The following is a 16,398-nucleotide window of genomic DNA, read 5'->3' on the forward strand; positions in this document are numbered from 1 at the left end:
GCGTTGCGCCCCCGCGCGGCGGCGCGGCGGGCGGCGTCATGCGAGCCCGGACGGCAGCGTGCTGATGCGCCGGACTTCGCTCGATTCGAGCCAGCTCGGCGTGCGCGCGCAATAGAGCACCATCGGCAGCGCGTCCTCGCCCCAGAACAGTTGGCGGTTCAGCCAGAACGTCGGCACGCCGAACACGCCGAGGCTGATCGCGTCGTCGGTGTTGCGGCGCAGTTGCGCGAGCGTTTCGTCCGACGTGAGCCGGCTGTCGTCGTGCGCGATGCCGACACGGCCGCACAGCTCGGCGAAGTTGTCGGGCGCCGACGGGTCGCGCCCCTCGCGCCAGATGAAGCGGAAGATCTCGCGGATCGCCTGGACATCCGAATCGAGTGTGATCGCGAGCAGCAGCGCGCGCGTCGAATCGAACGGATGCGCGGGCGGCATCCTGAACGGGATGCCGAGCTGCTCGGCGCGAAAGAGCGCGTGCCGATAAGTGAAGACGCGCTTCGCGGGCACGCCGTATGCGGAGCGCGGGCCCCAGTGGCGATGCAGCTCGGCGAGCGCCACCGGCGTGAGCGCGAACGCGATGCCGGGCCATTTGTCGTGTTGCTCCAGCAGCAGATATGAGAACGGCGACAGGAAGTCGTAGAACCATATCGGTTGGGAGGCGTCGAGGCCGACGGTCATGGAGAGTCTCCTGAGGAATAGGACGCAACGCGCGGCCTCTTTGTTGAATGTTACGCGGCGGCGCGGTCAAATGCAGCCGCCGCGACGGATTTTCGGCTCAAGCGTCGCCGGGCGGGCGCGAATCGGCGGGCGGCGCGCCGGCGGATTTCCGCGCGGCCGGCGAGGCGGATTGGGGCGTTTCGTACTCGCGCGAGAGCAGCCGTTCGCGCACGAAGCCGATGTGTTCGCGCAGCACGTAGAACTGGCCGGCATACGCGAGCGGCATTTTCATCCGGTTGACCGATTCCTCGACGTCGTCGAGCCTGTCGAGCAGCATGACGCGCTCTTGCGCGGTGTGCTCGCCGAGCGCGCTGCGCTCGAGCGCGATGAGCGCGCCGTACCATCGGTAGATTCGCGAACGCACGCGCCAGCCGTACAGCGCCGGCACGAGCCGCAGCCCCGGAATCAGCACCACGATGAGCGGCACGACGATGAAGAGCAGCCGATCGGCGAGGCTCGCCACCCAGAACGGCAGCTTTCGGTAGAGGAACGTCTTGCCGGATTTGTAGTAGCGCGCGGCCTCGATGAGCAGGTCCGACAGCGCGGGATGCAGCGTGTCGCGCGCGATCAGCTCGACGGTCGGCGACAGCGTGTGGATGTCCGACGGCGGCAGGTTCGTGCCCGGATCGTACACGCCCATCGGCAGCGTGATGTCGGTGAGGTACGGGAAGCGCCGCGTGTACGCCTCGGCTTGCGTGAATGAATAGAAATGCACGCCGGGCGCGCGGAACAGCTTCGCCATCACGGGGATCTGCGTCGAGTCGCCGGACAGGAACGCCGCGTCGATGCGGCCTTCGGTCAGCGCGCGTGCGGCGTCCTCGCCGGACAGCGGCAGCAGCGCGGTCGAGCCGCCCGGCGCGATGCCGTTCATCTTCAGGAGCGCGAGGCCGAGCTCGTGCGCGCCCGCGCCTTCGGCCCCGAGCGCGAGCCGCTTGCCCTTGAACTGCGACAGCCGCTCGATCACGGGCCCGCGATAGAGGATCGCGAGCGGCACGTAGCCGACGCTGCCGAGCGAGACGAGACCCTCGTGCGTTTCCTTCCGCTCGATGCCGCTCTGCACGAAGCCGACGTCGACCTTCCGCGCCGGGTCCGACAGCCGCGCGAGATTCTCGGCCGAGCCCTCGGATTCGAGCACGTCGAGCGTCACGCCGTTCTTCGCGAGGATTTGCTTGTAGCGCTGCGCCGCGCGCCAGTTCGTGCTGCCGGGCGGGCTCGCGGAGATTGTCAGCGATGTCGGCGGCGCGGGCTGGATCAGCGCGATCGCGAGCCAGATCGCGGCCGCCGAGAGCACGACGGTCGGCCCGATCGACATCGCGAGATCGCGCCACGACACCGCGACGAAGCGCGCGACGATGCGATGCGGCCGGTAACGGCGGGTGGGTTCTGGCTTCATGAGGCTGAAGGCGGGCGATCTGTTCGCGGCGATGGTACCCGAGTTCGGCGTCGCCGCGGCAGCGCCGCGCCGCAGCGCGAGAACTTGGCGCGCATGCGTGGAGTGGATTACATTGTGCAAGGCCGCCATGCGTTCGCGTTCATCTGTCGAACAACGGCCGCGTGGGCGCCTGCGGCGGCCGCCTTCGCCGCATCGGCCGCGCCGTCCGCCGCGCGTCCTTCGGTCGCGGCGACGCGACCCGGCGCGACGCCAGCCGGCATCGGCCCGCCGCGCGCCGGTTCGCATCCGGGCCGGCGCTTTTCCCGCAACATCTCGCGCAGCCGTCGTGCGGCGTCGCATCGCGGTCCGCTTGATGACCGAGCATCGCTTGCTGTCGCGGTTCCCGTCGAAACAACCAGAATCAGGAGAACGCATGAAACCGATCGTATCGAAGGCTGTCGCAGGCATGATCGTCGCGGCGCTCGCGTGCGGCAACGCACTCGCGCAGGGGAGCGGCGCCGCGGCCGAGGCGAGCGGGCCCGCCGCCGCGCAGAACGCGTCGAAGGCCGCCGAGAAGGCCGCGCGCAAATCGAACCGCAAGCTCGGCTACGCGGTGCGCAAGGCGATCTCGAAGGTGAATGGCGTGAACGTGTCGAACATCACCGTGCGCGCGAGAGGCGGAGTCGTGACGCTCGGGGGCTCGGTGCCGGACGCGTCGCAGATCGACAAGGCGGTCGAGGCGGCGAAGGGCGTCGCGGGCGTCGTGTCGGTCAACAACAAGCTGTCCGTGCAGCCGCAGTGACGGCGATCGTGCGGGCGGCGCAACGACGCCGCCCGCCGCGCGCGCCGGCCGTGCCTGGGCGCGGCGCGCGCCGCCCGGCGAGCGGGCGATTCGAACCAATCAGGCAGACTGGGGGCAACAATGACGACGATCAGGGGCGGATCGAGGCGCGCGTCGCTGCCGGCGCTCGCGCTTCTCGGCGTGCTGCTCGGCGCATGCCACAGCGACGACAACGCGCAGGTGAACACGCTGCCCGGCTTTGTCTCGGGCAACGTGCGCAAGACGGCCTACGACGGCGCGAGCGATGATCTGCTGACGGCGGGGCTCGGCAAGACAGGCCTCGGCAGCGACACGCGGCCCGGCTTCGCGAACCCGGCGCAACCGACCGCGGCGGAACTGCGGCGTCTTGCGATCTACTCGAACTACCGCGCGCTCGTCGACATCACGCCGAACGGCGGCTACGGGCGCTTCTGGGGGCCGAACGTCGACCTCGCGGGCAACGATACGCTCGGCGAAGGCAAGATTGCCGGCACCGAATATCTCGCGTACTCCGACGACGGCAGCGGACGCAAGAACGTCACGCTGCTCGTGCAGGTGCCGGCGAGCTTCGATCCGGCGAATCCGTGCATCGTGACGGCGACGTCGTCGGGCTCGCGCGGCGTCTACGGCGCGATCGCCGCGGCGGGCGAGTGGGGGCTGAAGCGCGGCTGCGCGGTCGCGTACAACGACAAGGGCGGCGGCAACGGCGCGCACGAGATCGGCACGGGCGTCGTCACGCTGATCGACGGCACGCTCGCGAGCGCATCGAGCGCGGGCAGCGCGAGCCTCTTCACCGCGAGCGAATCGAGCAGCGCGCTCGCCGCGTTCAACAGCGCGTTTCCGAACCGCTACGCGTACAAACATGCGCATTCGCAGCAGAATCCCGAGCAGGACTGGGGGCGCGTGACGCTGCAGGCGGTCGAGTTCGCATACTGGGCGCTGAACGAGCAGTTCGGTCCCGCCATCGACGGCGCGCGGCACGGCGTCCGCTATCGGCCGGGCGACATCACGACGATCGCCGCATCGGTCAGCAACGGCGGCGCAGCGGCGCTCGCGGCAGCCGAGCAGGACACGCGAGGCTGGATCACCGCGGTCGTCGTCGGCGAGCCGCAGATCAACGTGCGCATGACGCCGGGCGTGACCGTCGAGCAGGGCGGCGTGCCTGCGCCGTCGTTCGGCCGGCCGCTCGCCGATTACGCGACGCTCGCGAACCTGCTGCAACCATGCGCGGCGGCGGCCGTCGCCGCGGTGGGCGCGCCTTATCTCAGCGCGCTGCCCGTCGGGCTCACGCAGTCGATTCGCGTGCAGCGCTGCGCGACGCTCGCGGCGGCCGGGCTCGTGTCGGGCGCCGATACGGCGAGCCAGGCGAACGACGCGCTCGCGCAACTGCACGCGGCCGGCTACCTCGCCGATTCCGACCTGCTGCAGGCGCCGATGTGGGATTCGCAGGCGATTCCGGCGATCGCGGTTACGTATGCGAACGCTTACACGCGCTCGCGCGTCACCGATAACCTCTGCAACTTCAGCTTCGCGACGACGAACTCCGTGACGGGCGCCGTTGCTCCGCCCGCCACGTCGCCGATGACGAGCCTGTTCGGCGCGGGCAACGGCGTGCCGCCGACGAACGGGATCAATCTCGTGTTCAACGGCGCGTCGGGCGGCGTCGACCACCGGCTTGCGACGCCGGACGCGAGCTTTGCGGGCGCGTTCTGCCTGCGCCAGCTGTGGACCGCGAACCAGCTCGGCATCGGCGCGAATGTCGACGCGGTGCGCGTGGCCGCGAATCTGCAGCGCAAGCCGGCGATCATCGTGCAAGGCCGCAGCGACGCGCTCGTGCCCGTCAATCACGCGTCGCGCGCGTATGTCGCGCAAAACAGCGCGACCGAGGGCCGCGCGAGCCAGCTGTCGTTCTACGAAGTGACGAACGGCCAGCACTTCGACGCGTTCCTGTCGGTGCCCGGCTTCGACACGCGCTTCGTGCCGGTTCACTACTACGACGAACAGGCGCTCAACCTGATGTGGAATCACCTGAAGAGCGGCGCGCCGCTGCCGCCGTCGCAGGTGATCCGCACGGTGCCGCGCGGCGGCGTGCCGGGCGCCGCGCCCGCGCTGTCGACGGCGAATCTGCCGCCGATCGTCCAGTCGCCGGGCTCGAACGCGATCACCGTGAACGCGGGGGTGATCGACGTGCCGCTCTGACGCGCCGCGCGCGCTCGCTGGTCACGACGGCCGGCCCGCACATACGTGCGGCCGGCCGTTTTTCATGGGCCGGCGAGCCTTCGCCGCAAAGGCGCGATTCGCCGGTTTCTCTGTAACAAATTCTTACTTTACGTTGCAGACCGGCGCTTCTAATATGCGCCGGTATTTGATCCTATTTTTAAAAATTACAGGTGGCTTATATATTTCCGTTCTATTAAATAATCCTTTCGAAAACATTTTTCGGTCTTCGAAAAATCACGCCGAATTCCTGGTGGGTGATTAATCGAAAATCGAAGGGAAGATTATTTTTTCGGGAAAAACAATGCGTGCGGCCGCCCGGCTGTGCGCAGGGGCGGGTTTGTCTACTCGGAACGCAGGGGGCGTCCCGCACGATCGGCATCGCGATTGCCGGTTTTATTCTGGAATTGATTCCAGTACGTCGAATCGGAAATTCGGGCGGATAAATAGTGCCGTGCACTGATGCTGCGCACGGAGAAAATGCTCGGGGTGCGCGTCGCATAACGGTCGCATTCCTGGCGAGGCGCGTCGATGAAATCATCCGTTTCAATCGGCGGAATTTATCGTTCTATTCGAGAGGGCAATAATGAAGATACAGAAGTCCTTGAAAGACGGTTTCGCGCTTGGATTGTGCAGGGCGGCACGGCCGGTCGCCGCTGCCGCGCTCGCCGCGCTGCTCGTCGCCGCGTGCGGCGGCGACGACGGCGGCGGCGGCCCGTCGCTCGCGGCCGCGAACGTCGCAAACACGAGCACGTCGACGAACGCGACAGCCGCCGGCGCGGCGAATAATGCGGCGCTCCCGCCGGATCAACCGTATATCGACAACGATGTCTACGGCACCGGGCCGAACGACGCGGTCACCGACGCGACGGAGGGCGCGGCGGTCGTGCACCGGCAGGTGAAGATCGGCGACCAGATCCTCACCTACACGGCGACGGCCGGCCACCTCGTGACGATCGATCCGGTCACGTCGAAGCCGAACGCGAAGATGTTCTACGTCGCATACACGCTCGACAATCCGAATCCGAGCAAGCCGCGCCCCGTTACGTTCTTCTACAACGGCGGCCCGGGCTCGTCGTCGGTGTACCTGCTGCTCGGTTCGTTCGGACCGAAGCGCTTGCAGTCGTCGTTCCCGAACTTCACGCCGCCCGCGCCGTACCGGTTGCGCGACAACCCCGAGAGCCTGCTCGACCGCTCGGACCTCGTGTTCATCAACCCGGTCGGCACCGGCTACTCGGCCGCGATCGCACCGGCGAAGAACAAGGATTTCTGGGGCGTCGACCAGGACGCGCACTCGATCGACCGCTTCATCCAGCGCTACCTGACGAAGTACGCGCGCTGGAACTCGCCGAAGTTCCTGTTCGGCGAGTCGTACGGCACGGCGCGCAGCGCGGTGACGTCGTGGGTGCTGCATGAGGACGGCATCGAGCTGAACGGGATCACGCTCCAGTCGTCGATTCTCGACTACGCGAACGCGGTGAGCGCGATCGGCATCTTCCCGACGCTCGCGGCCGATGCGTTCTACTGGAACAAGACGACCATCAGCCCGAAACCGGCCGATCTGGACGCGTACATGGCGCAGGCGCGCAGCTACGCGGACAACGTGCTCGCGCCGCTCGCGCAGGCGCCGAATCCGCAGGACGGCGGCTTCGTCAACGTGCGGCTGAACCTGAACCTCGCGGCCGCGCAGCAGATGGGCGCGTACATCGGCACCGATCCGGTTTCGCTGATCCAGACGTTCGGCAATCCGGCCGCGCTCGGCAACGTGCCGTCGTCCGACGACAACCCGCCGTACACGTTCTTCCTGACGCTCGTGCCGGGCGTCCAGATCGGCCAGTACGACGGGCGCGCGAACTACACGGGCAAGGGCATCGCGCCGTACATCCTGCCGAACTCGGGCAGCAACGATCCGTCGATCAGCAACGTCGGCGGCGCGTACACGGTGCTGTGGAACGACTACATCAACAACGACCTGAAGTACGTGTCGACGTCGTCGTTCGTCGATCTGAACGACCAGGTGTTCAACAACTGGGACTTCAGCCACACGGACCCGACGGGCGCGAACCGCGGCGGCGGCAATACGCTGTATACGGCGGGCGATCTCGCCGCGACGATGAGCCTGAATCCGGACCTGAAGGTGTTGTCGGCGAACGGCTATTTCGACGCGGTGACGCCGTTCCACCAGACCGAGCTCACGCTGCAGCAGATGCCGCTCGATCCGTCGATCAAGTCGGCGAACCTGACGATGAAATACTATCCGTCGGGCCACATGATCTATCTGAACGATAACTCGCGGATCGCGATGAAGGCGGATCTCGCGACGTTCTACGACGGCATCCTCACGGATCGCAAGGCGCTGCAACGCGTGCTGCTGCGTCAGCAGAAGGCGCTGCAGTTAAAGCAACAGAAGCAACAGCAAGGGCAGTGATGCGAGGCTGGCCGTTTTCGGCCGCGCTGCCCGTTGCCGTGTGACGGCGGCGGGCGGCGCGGTTTGCGCGAACGGCTGTTTCGCGGCGATCTTCGCCTCCCGCGCGCATGGCGCTCGCGAGGCGTTTTTTTTTGAGCGGCGACGTGGCGGTGCGGCGGCTCGCCGGCGGCGTCGAGCGGGACGAACGACGTGAGCGGGGCGCGAAGGAGGGAAGGACGCGACGGGCGGCGGTGAAGCGCGGCGGCGAAGCGCGCACGCGCCGTATGCCGGCGAGCGCTCGATGCGCGCCGCCGGGCGTCAGGACAGCACGAGCTTCGCGCCGACCGCGACGAGCGTCGTCGCGAGAATCCGGCGCAACAGCCCTTCGGGCGCGCGCGTCGACAGATGGCTGCCGACGACGATACCGGGCACCGACCCGATCAGCAGCGACACCAGGATCGCCCAGTCGACCGAGCCGAGCATCCAGTGCCCGACGCCCGCGACGAGCGTGAGCGGGACCGCGTGCGCGATGTCGGAGCCGACGATGCGAGTCGTCGACAGGGCCGGGTAGAGCAGCAGCAGGACCGTCACGCCGATCGCGCCCGCGCCGACCGAGGTCAGCGACACGAGCACGCCGAGCACGGCGCCCGTGAGCACGGTCGCGGCGAGCGTGCGCGCCGGGCTGGGCGGCAGCGCGCGCGTGCGCTTCGCGGCGAACGCGGCGAGTTGCGGGCGGAACAGCAGCGACAGCGACGTGAGCAGCAGCGCGGCGCCGAGCACGAGCTGAATCATCCGGCTGGTCGCCTGCGAGTGCATGCCGTGCGAATGCAGGAGCCACAGCGTGATCGCGGCGGCGGGCACGCTGCCCGCCGCGAGGCGCCCGGTGATCCGCCATTCGACGGTGCCCTTGAGCCCATGCACGAAGGTGCCCGTCGCCTTCGTGATCGCCGCGTAGAGCAAGTCGGTGCCGACCGCCGTCGCCGGGTGGACGTTGAACAGCAGCACGAGGATCGGCGTCATCAGCGATCCGCCGCCGACGCCCGTCAAGCCGACGAGAAAACCGACGAAGACGCCGGACAGGGAGTACAGCAGATCGATATGGGGCAACGACATCGGCGGAGAACGTTAGGCGTTTGAAAGCGACGGCGCGAATGGAATCTCGCATTGTCGCAAAACTCGCGGATCGATGCGGGAAAGCGCAAAAAGATCGAGGCGCGCGCGGCCGAGGCGACGGGCGGCCGCGAGCGTCGGGTCAAGCGTTCCGCCCGCGATGGCTGAGCGGCGCCGTGCTTCGGCGCCTCCTGCACGGCACCGCTCAGTGCGCGGCGCCGTGCAGCTCGGCCGCGGCGTCCGACTGTGCGCGGATGCGCAGCGCGAGCGCGAAACTGGCGGCCAGCGCGGCGAACGCCGCGCCGCAGGCGAACGCGGCGCGATAGCCGCCGTTGAGCGCGACGGGCAGCGCCGCGTGCGCGGCGGCGAGCGCGTCGGTGCGCGCGGACGCGATGCTCGCGAGCACCGCGAGGCCGAGCGCGCCGCCCATCATGAACGACGTGTTGACGATGCCCGACGCGAGGCCCGAATCGCTCGGCGCGACGTCGCTCATCGCGGCGAGCAGCACCGGGTTGAACGCGACGCCCGCGCCGACGCCGACGAGCATCATGCCCGGCAGCACGTGTGCGACGAAGCCGCCGTCGGCGGGCGCGCGCGCGAAGAGGGCCAGGCCGACGGTCGCGACGGCGAGCCCGGCGCCGATCGCGCGGCGGATGCCGAAGCGCATCACGATCTTCGCGGACAGGCCGAGCGAGAACGCGGCCATGATCAGGTTCGCGGGCAGAAACGCCAGGCCGACCTGGAGCGGGCCGTAGCCGAGCACGCGCTGCATGTAGAGCGCGGACAGGAAGAACCACGCGAACATCGCGGCCGCCCACAGCACGCCGATCGCATTCGCGACCGCGACGTTGCGCCGCGCGGCGAGCGCGAGCGGCATCAGCGGATGCGCGACGCGCGTCTCGATCGCGATGAACGCCGCGAGCAGCGCGGCCGCGCCCGCGAGCGTCGCGATCGTTTGCGTCGACAGCCAGCCCGCTTCATTGCCGTTGACGATGCCGTAGACGGCAAGCATCAGCGAAGCCGTCACGGCGATCGCGCCCGCGACGTCGAGCCGCGCATCGGCCGCCGGCGCGCGCACCTTCGGCAGCAGCGCGGCGGACAGCGCGTAGGCGGCAACGCCGATCGGCAGATTGACGAGAAAGATCCAGTGCCAGCTGAGCACGCTCGTGAGGACGCCGCCGAGCAGCACGCCGAGGCTGCCGCCGCCCGCGCAGACGAAGCTGTAGACGCCCATCGCCTTCGCGCGCTCGCCCGGCTCGGTGAAGAGATTCATGATGAGCGACAGCGCGACGGCCGATACGACCGCGCCGCCGAGCCCCTGCACCGCGCGCGCGGCGATCAGCACGAACTGCGTGTGCGCGAGCCCGCAGGCGAGCGACGCGAGCGTGAAGAGCGTGAGACCGGCGAGGAACATCCGGCGCTGACCGTACAGGTCGCCGAGCCGGCCGCCCAGCAGCAGGCAGCCGCCGAACGTCAGCATGTAGGCGTTGACGATCCAGACGAGCGCGGTTTCGGTGAAGTGCAGATCCGCGCCGATCGACGGCAGCGCGACGTTGACGATCGTCGAGTCGAGCACGATCATCAGCACGCCCAGACAGAGAACGACGAGCGCATACCAGCGCTTCGGTCCGTGCAGGCCGTGTGTCATCGAGAACGACTCCGGAGGGTGGGAGGCTGCATTGTAAGCGTGTTGTGAGCCGCCTTCCTGCCGGTTGCTGACAGGCGAATCTTGTTTCCGCGCGGGCCGCGGCGGTGCGCGGCCCGCATGCGAGACGAACTTACCGGCGGAACGTGTCGACCGCGGTGCGGCCGACCGCGGGATCGTCGGTGAAGAAGCCGTCGATGCCCGCACGCAGATACGCCTGGATCTCGCGCACCGATCCCGCCGTGTTGCGCGCGCTCGCCGCGCCGCCGTCCTTCAGCGGCGCCGGCAGGAAGTTGTTCTCGGGCCGGAACGTATACGGATGCACGACGAGCCCCGCCTCGTGCGCGAAGCGCACGTAGCGGGTCGGCTGCTGCAGTGCGCCGTCCGGGCCGACCGGGATGATCGACGTCTTGTACGGCCCGACGCCGTTCGCATATGTCGCGATCTCGCGCATTCCGCTTTGCGTCGACAGGTCGCCGTACGTGCGCGGGTCGCCCGCCTTCACGAAGTCGTACGGCCGCTGCTTCGGCTCGTCCATCAACTGCACGAGCTTCCAGTTCGGCTGGCTCGAGCCGATCCGCGCGCGAATCGCCTTCAGGTTCGCGACTTCGAACGACTGAATGTAGACGGTTGCGTCCCGCGCGGTGTACGGGTCCTTGCGCAGCGCATCGACGAGGCGGTCTTCGAGCGGCAGGCCGATCGACTGGAAGTAGGTCGGATGCTTCGTTTCCGGATAGAGGTGGATCGTGCGGCCGACCTGCGCGGACATCTGCTTCGCAAGCGCGACGATCTCGTCGAACGTCGGGATCTCGAACTGATCGTTGTACGCGGTGTTCGCCGGGCGGATCTGCGGGATGCGCTCGCGCGCGCGCAGCGTCTTCAGCTCGGCGAGCGTGAAGTCCTCGGTGAACCAGCCGGTGAGCTGCGCGCCGTCGATCGTCTTCGTCGTCCTGCGACTCGCGAACTGCGGCAGCGCCGACACGTTCGTCGTGCCCGAGATCTCGTTCTCGTGGCGCGCGACGAGCACGCCGTCACGCGTCGCGACGAGGTCCGGCTCGATCACGTCCGCGCCGTCCTCGATCGCCTTGCGGTACGACGCGAGCGTGTGCTCGGGGCGCAGCGCGCTCGCGCCGCGATGGCCGACCACCTGCACCTTCGCGGAGATCGGCTGCGTGTAGTCGGAGTCGTCGCCGCCGCAGGCGGCGAGCGCGAGCGTCGCCGCGCACGCGAGCGCGACCGGGGAGAAAGCGAACGAGCGCTTGAAGAACATGTCGTCGATCTTGTGAAACGAAAGCGAGCCAGGGGAAAAAGAGGTTGCGGCGGCGCGGCGGATTCCACGCGCGGCCGGACGGGATGCGATCGTCGCAGCGAATGATTACATATGTATTACTTTTAGCTGTCTATTTTTGTACGCCGTGCCGGCGGCGTCATGCCGGACGCCGCGCGCTCATCGTCGGAATCGACGTGCGGCGCGTTGCGGCGGCGCGGTAGCGTGGAGGGGGAGGGGCGCTGTCGGCGTGCACGGGCGCGCGACGCCGTTCCGGCCGCAGCCGAAGCGTCGGAGCGTCGGAGCGTCGGAGCGTCGGCGGCGATGCGCGGGACGCGGCTCGATCGCCCGCACGCGTCAGCGCTCGACGATCGCGACGGCGCCGAGCGCGATGAAGAGCGCGCCTGCGAGATAGCGCCCGATCGTCATCGCGGCGCCGCCCGGCGCCGCGCGCTTGCGCAGCGGATGCGCGAGCGCGATGCAGGTCAGATCGGCCAGCGAGAACAGCAGGTTCGCGCCCGCGCCGAGCAGGAAGAGTTGCCAGCCGACGTCGAGCGAAGCGGACGGGTCGACGAACTGCAACAGGAACGACAGATAGAACAGCGCCGATTTCGGATTCGACGCCTCGATGAGCGCGCTCGACGAGATCACGTTTTTCGGCACGGCGGACGGCGCACCGCTGTCGTCGGCGCGCGCGCGGATGCGCTGGATGCCGAGCCAGATCAGATAGCCGCCGCCCGCGACGCGCAGCGCATGATAGAGCCACGGCGACGTGTCGAGCACGACGACCGCGCCGATCGCGACCGCGCAGATCTGGAAGAACGCGCCGAGGTGGATGCCGAGCGCCGACAGCACACCCGCGCGGCGGCCGTGCTGCAACGTTAGCGATACGGTTTGCAGCAGCGCCGGGCCCGGAATGAAGCCGAAGCCGATGCACGTCGCGATGAAGGCGAGAGTGGGGTTGACCGTCATGGGGAATCGCTCGTCGAGGAAGCGCGGGGCCGGCGGCTGCCGATGCTAGCCGGCCCGACACGGCCGACGCGCGTTTCGGCGGCGGCGCGCCGATGCTCGTGGAAACGGAACGTGCGTTACGCAACGTACATCGCGCACGGCGCAATCCGCAGATGAAACGGCCGTTCAGGCGAGCTTAAAGCACGACCGCGGTGTCGGGCAATCGAAAGATGGCGGCTGGGGGGCGGCGCGGCTTCGGAAACCCGCACGGCGTGCGGCGAGAAGTGGGCGCAATGGCGCGAAGAAGCCGCAAAGAAGCCGCAAAGCAGCCACGAAGGCGCCACAAAGAAGCCGCGAGCCGCCGTTCAGATCCTCTTGTAGAAAAACGTCGTCGCGCACGGCGCGCCGTCGGGCATCAGCGCGTAATCCGGCACGACGCCGACGCGCTGCCATCCCGCGCGCTCGTAGAGCCGCTCGGCGTTGCCGCCCGTCACCGTATCCAGCACGAGGATGGTCTTGCCGGCCGCGCGTGCGGCGTCTTCGAGCGCGGCGAGCAGACGCTGCGCGACGCCGCGGCGCCGCGCGGCGCGATGAACCAGCATTTTCGCGACGTCCGCGCGATGCGGCTGGTTTTCAGGCAGGCGCGTGATCATCTGGACAGTGCCGACGATGCGGCCGTCGGCGTCTTCTGCGACGAAGAGCGTGCGCTCGCCGCGCGCGACGCTCTCGGCGACGTCGCGCCAGAAAGCGCGGGCCTTGTCCCGCGGGAGCGGCGCCATGAAGCTCACCGACGCGCCGCCTTCGACGCAATCGATCAGCACGTCGGACAGCGCGTCGATGCATGCGGCCGCCTCGTGCGGCCCGACGCATCGCGTGTCGATCGCATCGCTCATTCGTGTCTCCCGGTACGGACGGCATTCGCCGCGCCGAGCGCGACGACATAACGCGCGGCCTTGCGGCCCGGATTGAAAAAGATGGCCGGGCGGTCGAGACGCATCGCGAGGCAGTCGCCGGCCGCGACGCGCCACGTTTCGTCGCCGCTCGTGATGTCCATCTCGCCTTCGAGCATCCAGACCTGCTGATGGAAATCGGCGCTGCGCTCGCCGCTGTCGTATGCCACGCGCTCGCCGGGCGGAAACTTGACCTCGACGAGTTGCAGCGGCGAGGGCGCCGCGGGCGACAGGCTGCGGCGCACGTAGCCCGACGCCGGGTCTTTCCAGACCGGCTGCTCGGCCGCGCGACTGAGCGGCGACGCGGCGCGATCGCGCTCGAACAGCGACGCGATCGACACGCCGAGCGCGCTCGCGAGCCGCTCGAGCACGACGGCGGTCGGGCTGCTCTGCGCGCGTTCGATGAGCGAGATGTTCGAGCGGCTCACCTTGCTGCGCTCGGCGAGCGCGTCGAGCGAGTAGCCGCGAAGATCCCGAAGGGCGCGCACCCGGCGCGCGATCAGTTGGTTGACGTCCATATGATCCAGTATGCTGGAATAAAGTCCAGGATACTAGATGCCGGATGAGCGAACGAACGTCACGCTTGTGCGCCGCGCGGGCGGAGAGGGGGCGCCGCTTCGGGAAGTAACCGCACGGCCGGCGGCGGTGCGGCCGGCCGACGCGGGTTTATTTCGCGTCCTCGATGCGAATCGTTCCCTTCAGGTGCTGGAATTCGCCGTTGCGGTGCGCGATGTTCGTGTAGACGACGCCGTTCTCGAAGTCTTCGACATGCACGACGTTGTCGCCGCTCTTCGGCTCGTGCCAATAGACCATGAACACTTGCGGCCGGATCTGCGTCGCCTTGTATTCGACGGTGTCGGTCGCGCCTTGATACTGGCCGGACGTGCCGACGAACGTCATCGTGTGGTCGTCCTTGAAGTCGAGGCGAAAGCGGATGTCGCCGAACTGCACGAGCGCCTTCTTGCCCGCGGCCGGGAATGCGGACGCCGTGCCGACGACGGGCCATTGCATCTCGCCCTTGATGACTTTCGCGCTCATTTCAAGCGACGACACGTCAGCGAGGTTCGGATAGCGCGCCTTCATCGCGGCAATCAGTTCTCCGGAATTTCTCGCCTTCGCGGCTTCCGTCTCGAACGCGACCAGGTAGTCGCGCGTGAACTTCACGGACGCGAGCGTGTTCGGCTCGCTGCCGTCCGGATTGGCCAGATAGTGGCCGGGCACGACGCGCGACGGGCGCAGCGCCGCGATCCGGTCGAGCGTTTTGATCCAGTTGCGGCGCGACTCCGGCGTTTGCGTATCGGCGATCCATACATGGATGTTCGCCGCGACCGGAATGCCGCCGACGACCGCATGCGCGGACGGGATCGACACGAACGTGCGGTCCGGCGACGGGCCGTCGAGGCCGACGATGCGCAACTCGTGGCCGTCGAGCGTCAGCCGGTCGCCGTCAAGCGGCTGCGGCACGACGAGCGCGCGCGGCGCGTTGTCCTTCAGGATCGGCCCCCAGTACGCGAGCTTGTCGTCCTTGTTCGCCTTGATCGCGGCGACCGTCTGCGGCGTCGCGACGATCTTCGCGTCCGGGAACGCGGCCCTGATCGTGTCGAGGCCGAAGTAGTAGTCCGGATCGCTGTGGCTCACATAGACGAGCTTGAGCGGCTTGCCGGTCGCCTTGATCTTGTTGACGAGCGCCTCGGCGTCGTTGCGCTGGAACTGTGCGTCGATGAGGATCGTGCCGGTCTTGCCCGTGACGATCTCGGACGAGACGGCAAAGAGGCTTTTTTCACCGGGATTGTAGACGTCGATCTGAAGCGGCGCGCTGGCGCCGGTCGCGTGCGCGGGAGCCGCGCCGAGCATCGAAGCGGCTGCGGCGGCGAGCGCCACGAGAGAGCGTAAGAACATGAAGGATTCCCTGAGAGGTCTTGGCGTTGTAAGGGCGACGCGAGCAAGCAAGGCGACGGCGTCGAAGCGGGACAGTATCGTCGGATCGGTTTCCGGGCGCATCACCTCGCTGAAAGAAAGTTAGCAAAACGAATCGATGAGCCGACGCGTGAGCGTTGATGCCGCCGGTCGCCGTGAAAGCCTTGCCGCATGTGGCGATACGCGGTGCGACATGGAACCGGACCGTCGAGCAAACGGTGCTAGTATCTACGGTGCAGGTAGTTACCGGTGGAAACTATAGACTGGATGGCAACGATGCGAAAGAACGCACCCCATGGTGAGCAGATTACCGACAGGAAACCATCGCTTCTCGACGCGCCGCTCAAGGGCAACGTGTACGCGTCGGAATGCCCGACGCGGCTCGTGCTCGATCGCATCGCGGATAAATGGACCGTCCTGATCCTTGCGCTGCTGTCGCACGCGCCGCTGCGCTTCAACGCGCTGCTGCGGCATATCGAAGGTCTGTCGCAGAAGGTGCTGTCGCAAACGCTCAAGCGGCTCGAGCGCGACGGGCTTGTCGCACGCACCGTCTATGCGACGGTGCCGGTGTCGGTCGAATATGCGTTGACGCCGCTCGGCCACACGCTCGCGCGCTCGATCTCGCCGATCATCGTGTGGGCGGAAACGCACATCGACGCCGTGCTCGATGCACGCACGGCCTACGACGCCCGGCAGGCTTGCGTGGGCGCCTGAGTGATCAGCAGCGTTCGGCGCATCGGCATCGACGTCGCGGAAAATCGAGAAAATAAATGCCGCGACGATGTGATTTTTTATTCCCACCGGACGCTTTTCAAGCGAATCGAATCATCGCCATTGTTTCCTCTATCGTGTGAAACGAGAGAAAAGTGCGAAAAGGGTTGCCTTGGTGCGCTGCGTCATTCATCATGCTGGCGAGAAAGCGGCGCGAAAGCTGTTCGATCGGAATTTGACATCACTTGGTACGATGTTTGAAAAAACGTTGAGAACGTTGAATGGTCGAGGTTTGTCGAGATCTGAATGTTTGGAAC

Annotated in this window: 13 protein-coding genes; 4 read left to right on the plus strand and 9 right to left on the minus strand. The window is 67.7% G+C overall.

Annotation, left to right across the window (positions count from 1 at the left end; genetic code table 11):
* Positions 1–36: 36 nt before the first annotated feature.
* Both BTH_RS19415 and BTH_RS19420 read right to left on the minus strand, forming a co-directional pair.
* Complete coding sequence (locus BTH_RS19415) at positions 37–675, minus strand: 2-hydroxychromene-2-carboxylate isomerase (RefSeq protein ID WP_009889447.1); 639 nt, start codon at positions 673–675, stop codon at positions 37–39.
* Between the two features lie 97 nt (positions 676–772).
* Positions 773–2,107 (minus strand): TAXI family TRAP transporter solute-binding subunit, encoded by a 1,335-nt coding sequence (locus BTH_RS19420; protein WP_011402059.1) that lies wholly within the window; start codon positions 2,105–2,107, stop codon positions 773–775.
* Between the two features lie 412 nt (positions 2,108–2,519).
* On the opposite strand from BTH_RS19420, the gene BTH_RS19430 reads away from it, so the two are divergent.
* The 3 genes from BTH_RS19430 (at position 2,520) to BTH_RS19440 (ending at position 7,551) form a co-directional block, all read left to right on the plus strand.
* The gene (locus BTH_RS19430; RefSeq protein ID WP_025369802.1) at positions 2,520–2,888 is read left to right on the plus strand and encodes a BON domain-containing protein; all 369 of its coding nucleotides are present in this window, start codon (positions 2,520–2,522) and stop codon (positions 2,886–2,888) included.
* Positions 2,889–3,008: 120 nt separating this feature from the next.
* A complete protein-coding gene (locus BTH_RS19435) occupies positions 3,009–5,105 on the plus strand; it encodes a D-(-)-3-hydroxybutyrate oligomer hydrolase (RefSeq protein ID WP_009889457.1) in 2,097 nt (698 codons plus the stop codon).
* Positions 5,106–5,709: 604 nt separating this feature from the next.
* Positions 5,710–7,551 carry a S10 family peptidase gene (locus BTH_RS19440; protein WP_009889459.1) on the plus strand — a complete coding sequence of 614 codons (1,842 nt, stop codon included), beginning with the start codon at positions 5,710–5,712 and terminating at the stop codon, positions 7,549–7,551.
* A gap of 297 nt (positions 7,552–7,848) precedes the next feature.
* Here BTH_RS19440 and BTH_RS19445 read toward each other — a convergent pair whose 3' ends face one another.
* From BTH_RS19445 to BTH_RS19475, 7 genes are all read right to left on the minus strand, one after another.
* Positions 7,849–8,643, minus strand: coding sequence for a sulfite exporter TauE/SafE family protein (locus tag BTH_RS19445; RefSeq protein WP_009889462.1), 795 nt, complete (start codon positions 8,641–8,643; stop codon positions 7,849–7,851).
* 202 nt (positions 8,644–8,845) lie between these two features.
* A complete protein-coding gene (locus tag BTH_RS19450; RefSeq protein ID WP_009889464.1) occupies positions 8,846–10,288 on the minus strand; it encodes an MFS transporter in 1,443 nt (480 codons plus the stop codon).
* A 130-nt stretch (positions 10,289–10,418) separates the two neighbouring features.
* Positions 10,419–11,555, minus strand: coding sequence for a glycerophosphodiester phosphodiesterase (locus tag BTH_RS19455; protein WP_009889465.1), 1,137 nt, complete (start codon positions 11,553–11,555; stop codon positions 10,419–10,421).
* Positions 11,556–11,909: 354 nt separating this feature from the next.
* The gene (locus BTH_RS19460; protein WP_009889466.1) at positions 11,910–12,524 is read right to left on the minus strand and encodes a LysE family translocator; all 615 of its coding nucleotides are present in this window, start codon (positions 12,522–12,524) and stop codon (positions 11,910–11,912) included.
* 344 nt (positions 12,525–12,868) lie between these two features.
* Positions 12,869–13,396 (minus strand): GNAT family N-acetyltransferase, encoded by a 528-nt coding sequence (locus BTH_RS19465; RefSeq protein WP_009889467.1) that lies wholly within the window; start codon positions 13,394–13,396, stop codon positions 12,869–12,871.
* Positions 13,393–13,971 carry a helix-turn-helix domain-containing protein gene (locus tag BTH_RS19470; RefSeq protein WP_009889478.1) on the minus strand — a complete coding sequence of 193 codons (579 nt, stop codon included), beginning with the start codon at positions 13,969–13,971 and terminating at the stop codon, positions 13,393–13,395. Before BTH_RS19470 ends, BTH_RS19465 begins: the two co-directional genes overlap by 4 nt.
* Before the next feature lie 148 nt (positions 13,972–14,119).
* The gene (locus BTH_RS19475; RefSeq protein ID WP_080511470.1) at positions 14,120–15,352 is read right to left on the minus strand and encodes a MoaF-related domain-containing protein; all 1,233 of its coding nucleotides are present in this window, start codon (positions 15,350–15,352) and stop codon (positions 14,120–14,122) included.
* 285 nt (positions 15,353–15,637) lie between these two features.
* Between BTH_RS19475 and BTH_RS19480 the strand changes: the two genes are divergently transcribed.
* Positions 15,638–16,084, plus strand: a complete 447-nt coding sequence (locus tag BTH_RS19480) for a winged helix-turn-helix transcriptional regulator (protein ID WP_009889480.1) — start codon at positions 15,638–15,640, stop codon at positions 16,082–16,084.
* Positions 16,085–16,398 lie beyond the last annotated feature (314 nt).

Source organism: Burkholderia thailandensis E264 (assembly GCF_000012365.1).
Classification (GTDB): domain Bacteria; phylum Pseudomonadota; class Gammaproteobacteria; order Burkholderiales; family Burkholderiaceae; genus Burkholderia; species Burkholderia thailandensis.

Coding starts and splice junctions, on each gene's coding strand:
- BTH_RS19455 (WP_009889465.1), bottom strand. CDS start 11,555: ATGTTCTTCAAGCGCTCGTTCGCTTTCTCCCCGGTCGCGCTCGCGTGC.
- BTH_RS19480 (WP_009889480.1), top strand. CDS start 15,638: ATGGCAACGATGCGAAAGAACGCACCCCATGGTGAGCAGATTACCGAC.
- BTH_RS19470 (WP_009889478.1), bottom strand. CDS start 13,971: ATGGACGTCAACCAACTGATCGCGCGCCGGGTGCGCGCCCTTCGGGAT.
- BTH_RS19465 (WP_009889467.1), bottom strand. CDS start 13,396: ATGAGCGATGCGATCGACACGCGATGCGTCGGGCCGCACGAGGCGGCC.
- BTH_RS19420 (WP_011402059.1), bottom strand. CDS start 2,107: ATGAAGCCAGAACCCACCCGCCGTTACCGGCCGCATCGCATCGTCGCG.
- BTH_RS19460 (WP_009889466.1), bottom strand. CDS start 12,524: ATGACGGTCAACCCCACTCTCGCCTTCATCGCGACGTGCATCGGCTTC.
- BTH_RS19475 (WP_080511470.1), bottom strand. CDS start 15,352: ATGTTCTTACGCTCTCTCGTGGCGCTCGCCGCCGCAGCCGCTTCGATG.
- BTH_RS19440 (WP_009889459.1), top strand. CDS start 5,710: ATGAAGATACAGAAGTCCTTGAAAGACGGTTTCGCGCTTGGATTGTGC.
- BTH_RS19445 (WP_009889462.1), bottom strand. CDS start 8,643: ATGTCGTTGCCCCATATCGATCTGCTGTACTCCCTGTCCGGCGTCTTC.
- BTH_RS19435 (WP_009889457.1), top strand. CDS start 3,009: ATGACGACGATCAGGGGCGGATCGAGGCGCGCGTCGCTGCCGGCGCTC.
- BTH_RS19450 (WP_009889464.1), bottom strand. CDS start 10,288: ATGACACACGGCCTGCACGGACCGAAGCGCTGGTATGCGCTCGTCGTT.
- BTH_RS19415 (WP_009889447.1), bottom strand. CDS start 675: ATGACCGTCGGCCTCGACGCCTCCCAACCGATATGGTTCTACGACTTC.
- BTH_RS19430 (WP_025369802.1), top strand. CDS start 2,520: ATGAAACCGATCGTATCGAAGGCTGTCGCAGGCATGATCGTCGCGGCG.